The sequence below is a fragment of the Candidatus Stygibacter australis genome (assembly GCA_030765845.1).
Classification (GTDB): Bacteria; Cloacimonadota; Cloacimonadia; order Cloacimonadales; family TCS61; genus Stygibacter; species Stygibacter australis.
In genome coordinates, this window is record JAVCDJ010000020.1 from 1 (window position 1) to 4748 (window position 4748).

A 4748-nucleotide genomic window follows, 5' to 3' on the forward strand; every position below is an offset into this window, starting at 1 on the left:
ATGCCAGATCTTTCCTTCCACCTTTTTCACTTTTATCACATTACTGATATTTTCCTTAAAACTCAAAGTTCCGAAATCACAAGGCTGTCCACCTCCAGTTGGATAAAAAGCTGTTGCTGAAAGCACAATTGCGTTCTGATCAATATCCAATTCCAGCACTTTCGCTGTGAATTCTCGCAAATAACTATCTTCTAAATATAATTGCTGCGTCATTATATCTCCTTATAAAATTATACCTTTAGATATCCCAATGAGAAATCCTTACCGCTAATGAGCTTGAAAAGCTCTGCATAAGGGTATCGCCCGGAAGGTTTTATTACCTGGTCTATTATGAATCTGCCAAACTCCTTTGGCTTTTCTAAAATACTATCTATCTGCTGCTGTTCACAAAATACCTGCTTGAGCATTGCTCCCGTAACATCTCCCATTAAGTAATTATGCAGGTATATAGGATGCGTTGTATGATGGATAAGAAAACCCCAGAGCGGTTCTTCTGCATAAGGCTTCTTCCCCAGTAATTCAGAATACATTTTCCACTTCAATTCCTTGATATCATCTATACTACTGATCGGATTCAAATAGAGTGCCTGATCAAATAAGATATTTTCTATTGCTGTCATTCTATTCATTTCCTGCCATTTCTTAATTGCTCCCAGGTGATTTCCAGCGTTTTCTATATCATCTGCGAAAAAATCCTTATAAAAGATTTCTTCATATAAGAATCCGCCAAATAAATTCGCTATCCCTTCTGAAATGATACCACTCACTCCATAATTCATCAGCACATCATCTACATCAAGCCTGGCATGGTGCATGGCATGACCTGTTTCATGCAGCAGCACTCCAAAGTTGCTGTACCGGTTTTTCACATTTGCCAGGATTCTTGATTCCACGCCACGCTGGATAGGGAAATTATAACCCCATTCTGATTTATTCTTGCGTGGAAATACATCATATGTGGTATTATCTTCGCTGATATCAATTCCAAATCTGGCATATAGCTGTCTTATGGGTTCATAAAATCCTGCCATATCGACTTCTTTCTTTAACTCCGGTGCAATTTTCCCTGATAGATAAGCTCCGTCCCAGGGCATCAGCTCTGATTTTCTCAGATATTTCCGGGCAAATTCACTTTGCGCCTTTTTTATCTGTGGTAATTGCTCCTTAAGTTCCTTTTGCCATGACTGAAAGATAGCAGGATCAAGCTCTCTTTGTTCCAGGGAATAATCCACATAATTATCGGCTCCATAGAGCTGAGCATATTCCTTTCTCATATTCAGAAGTTCAATAAATCCTCCCTCCACCAGAGGTTTATTTACTGCTGTTCGTGATAAAAAAGCTTCTTTTCGCAATTCCTCATCATCACTCTGCTGGACTATCTGGGCTATTTCAATTGAGGTTATCTCTCTGCCCCTTAATTTGTTACGATGAGTATTTAATATCTGTGAAAGTTCAGTTGTCTTTTGCTGCATCTGCTCACTTAGTTTATTCAGCTCAGGAGATAAATGATAATTCTTAAATCTCTTTGCCAGTAATTCCACTCTCCGCCTATCATCAGCGTTTAATTCTTTTTCAAGATGTTCAAGGATCACTTTGTATTTATCTTTATCCTTCAATACTTCAAGCATTTTCTTATATACTTCATTGATCCCAAAATCATAACCAGTAGTATATTTAACCCAGTTCTTACGAGAATATTCTGTTGAAATATCTGCTAACTCTTTTGCTATCTCTTTCACTTTAAAGATATTAACCACAATGTCTCCTCATTATATTTGTTTCTATAATAATAAATCAGTTTATTTCTCTTCTTTCTTCTTTTCATTCTTAAAGTACCTATTGTCTTCCATTTTCAGTAATCGAGACCGTATTAATTCCTTTAACACAGTTTCTGCAAAATACTTATCTGATTGAAAAAGACAGTCATCAGGAAAACTCTGCTTCCTCTCCGAAGGACTCATCCGGTCAAAAAATTCCAGCACCTGATCTTTACTCATTCCCTTATCATCTATTTTGCTTAATAATTTTCTTGCAATAGGACGCATCTGTTATTCCTTACTAATACGTTCTGGTCATGCTTTCAGGCACAACGATAATGAAATCTGCTATACCTTTATCTTCTTCAGGTATTGCCATATTCCCATTCAATGAAGTGGAGATCGTCATTACTTTGCTCTCAGGAGCATATTCATTAAGGTATAAAATGATGCTTTCATGGCTATCTGAGTGGTATCTACCATTAAAATGAAGAAATATCCCATCACTTACCTGATTCTGAAATATAAAATATGCCATTGTGGCATCCTTGCTCGCCTGTGCCTTGGGAAGATTGTCTGCATGCATCTTACCCGGCATACCAGTCATTCCCATCATCTGCTTATAGCAATCAGCTTCAGGAAAATATGTCAATGGCAGAGGAGCAATATAGCTTTTTGCTTCATCTGATAACTGATCCAGACTCTCAAAGCCTCCTCTGGCTACCATATTAGCATATCTGCGCGGAATATTAGTAGCTACAAAATTCAGATTCTTCTCTACTGCAAATTCCACCAAAGGTTTGTAATCGGTACTATAATTATTCCACAACCGCACATTCTCTTCAAAATGATTTGTTTTGATCAATCCCTGCAAATATTCATCCATGATCAACTGATTATCTGCTTCAAACATCTCTGCTCCCAATACCAGCTTCTCTCCCACAACTTCATATAATGATTTACTTACTTGCAGTTCCAGCCAGTGTGATATAGGATTATCGTGCATCTCTCCAAATAATACAATATCAGCATCCTGCAAAGCACTTATCATTTCATTATAGCCAATTTCTTCACCTGAAGTATTATATAACCTGTAGGCATCTAACTCGTCTGCATATAAACCTGTTATAATTACTATAAAACCTAATATCAGAAACACTGTTTTCATTTCACACTCTCCTGTTTTCTTAGTAATATTAATTTTATGTTCTCACTTAATAAGTCAACAAATTTCAACATCGAAAACTAATATCCCCCGCTTTTGTTCTTTTCTCATCACAATCTTTGATAGATCGACTGGAAGGGGCAGACCTATGTGTCTGCCCTCTTTTGAAAATATTTTTGCAGTAGATTCTGGGCAGACACGCGGATTTGCCCCACCAGAGCCGGGTGAAAAAAATTAGATATGACAAACGTAACTAAGATCAGAAAAGATTATAAATTTCCTAACTTCACCTTATTATATAAAATATGACCATTCATCCAAAAATCACTTCTTCAGAGTATTTTCCTAACCATTTCCTTCTATTTGAATCATAACATCATATCCAGCAATAAAATATGAACCAATTGCATTTATTGACCTCTACAAAGTGCCCCTAAGGAGGAACAACAAAGCACGTACTGATATTTTTTTGTGAGATAGTGCTATGTTGTTTCGCCTCTGATCCTCCTAAGTATCTGAAATAATACAATAGTTCTGAGGTAATGGATGTGAATTATAAGAAAATCAATTTATTATGCAGGCAGCAAATTAATAGCTATGTTGGTGTAGTATTTGAGCCTTTTATGAGTATGTATTACCAAAAGAAAGATAGAAGTGTGATCAGAGAAATTGATTGCATAATAATCCTTAATTCTAAATTTTGCCTGTATGGAGATTAAATGAAGAAATTTATATATATAATATTGCTGCTGACAGTAATTATTACAGGTTGCAGCAGGTCAAATGAAGGAGATAGCGTTAAAAGTGCTAGTAACCTTCAGGAATTCGTTATACCAGCCCGGACAGATATATTTACCGCTTTAGATGATAAGGGATATACTGACATTGATTTTCTACGAGAGATTATCAGCAAAAAGATAACCAAAGCAGATTTTGATCATGAGACCAGAGTACGCATTATTTCCATTCCAGATACTCTATTAATAGATCAAGCCTGGATTGATCTGGAAAACACTAAATTTGCCATAACCCGGGCAGCTAATGATTCCACTGGCTATATAGTACGAGTAGAAAAATCAATATTGAAAGGTGGCAGCATCTATCAGGTACTCACAGATCTGGGTATGGCAGCCGGTGATGTGGGAATTTATGCCTGGGAGATGGGAGAATACATTGATGCTACTTCCATTGACGTTGGTGACATATTTTCGATAACCTATTATACTGATGATAAAGGTGATAAGCATTTCGAGAAATTTACATATCAGCCCGATAAAACAAGTATTCATGAGTTTTATTTTGCGGATAATAGAAAACTGAAGTATAATCTGGTAGAACTGCCCTATGAATTAATCAGAAGACTTGTGAAAGGAACTATAACTGAGGAGTATTCTACCTGGGATGCGGCAATGAATGCACTGGATGTAATTCCTTATATCAGACAGCAGGCTAATAATGCCATGGATTCCCAGATCGCTTTTGCCACTGATGCCCGTATCGGTGACGAATTTGAAGTTTATATAGAAGAAAAACACGTCAACGGTGAACGACAATCGCGGGGAAAGCTGCTTTATGCCAGATATTCAGGGAAATACACTAAAACAAAAACCGCATACCGTTTTACCGATGATGATGAAGCTTCTGCGTACACAGGAATGTACACTAAAGAAGCTAAGCGACTAGTAACTGATGCCGTGCGCACTCCACTGGATAGAATGCATGTGACCTCCTCCTTTGGTTATCGAATTCATCCCGTTTATGGCTATCGTAGAATGCATAATGGTATTGATCTAAGGGGAGCCACCGGGACGTCTGTCTATGCGGTA

The 4748-nt window shown here is 37.3% G+C and carries 6 protein-coding genes; 2 read left to right on the forward strand and 4 right to left on the reverse strand.

The window, feature by feature from the left end; all coding sequences use genetic code 11:
• From RAO94_00990 to RAO94_01005, 4 genes are all read right to left on the reverse strand, one after another.
• Nucleotides 1-213, reverse strand: a 213-nt coding sequence (locus tag RAO94_00990) for an alanine--tRNA ligase-related protein (protein MDP8320904.1), incomplete at its 3' end; no start/stop codon positions are given.
• A 17-nt stretch (nt 214-230) separates the two neighbouring features.
• Nucleotides 231-1757 (reverse strand): M3 family metallopeptidase, encoded by a 1527-nt coding sequence (locus RAO94_00995; protein MDP8320905.1) that lies wholly within the window; start codon nt 1755-1757, stop codon nt 231-233.
• Nucleotides 1758-1799: 42 nt separating this feature from the next.
• Nucleotides 1800-2045 (reverse strand): hypothetical protein, encoded by a 246-nt coding sequence (locus RAO94_01000; protein ID MDP8320906.1) that lies wholly within the window; start codon nt 2043-2045, stop codon nt 1800-1802.
• A 13-nt stretch (nt 2046-2058) separates the two neighbouring features.
• Nucleotides 2059-2925 (reverse strand): ChaN family lipoprotein, encoded by an 867-nt coding sequence (locus RAO94_01005; protein ID MDP8320907.1) that lies wholly within the window; start codon nt 2923-2925, stop codon nt 2059-2061.
• Nucleotides 2926-3470: 545 nt separating this feature from the next.
• Here RAO94_01005 and RAO94_01010 point away from each other — a divergent pair.
• On the forward strand, nt 3471-3641 hold the full coding sequence (locus RAO94_01010; GenBank protein ID MDP8320908.1) for a hypothetical protein: 171 nt from the start codon (nt 3471-3473) through the stop codon (nt 3639-3641).
• Nucleotides 3642-4748, forward strand: a 1107-nt coding sequence (locus RAO94_01015; protein ID MDP8320909.1) for a hypothetical protein, incomplete at its 3' end; no start/stop codon positions are given.

Coding starts and splice junctions, on each gene's coding strand:
- RAO94_01000 (MDP8320906.1), bottom strand. CDS start 2,045: ATGCGTCCTATTGCAAGAAAATTATTAAGCAAAATAGATGATAAGGGA.
- RAO94_01005 (MDP8320907.1), bottom strand. CDS start 2,925: ATGAAAACAGTGTTTCTGATATTAGGTTTTATAGTAATTATAACAGGT.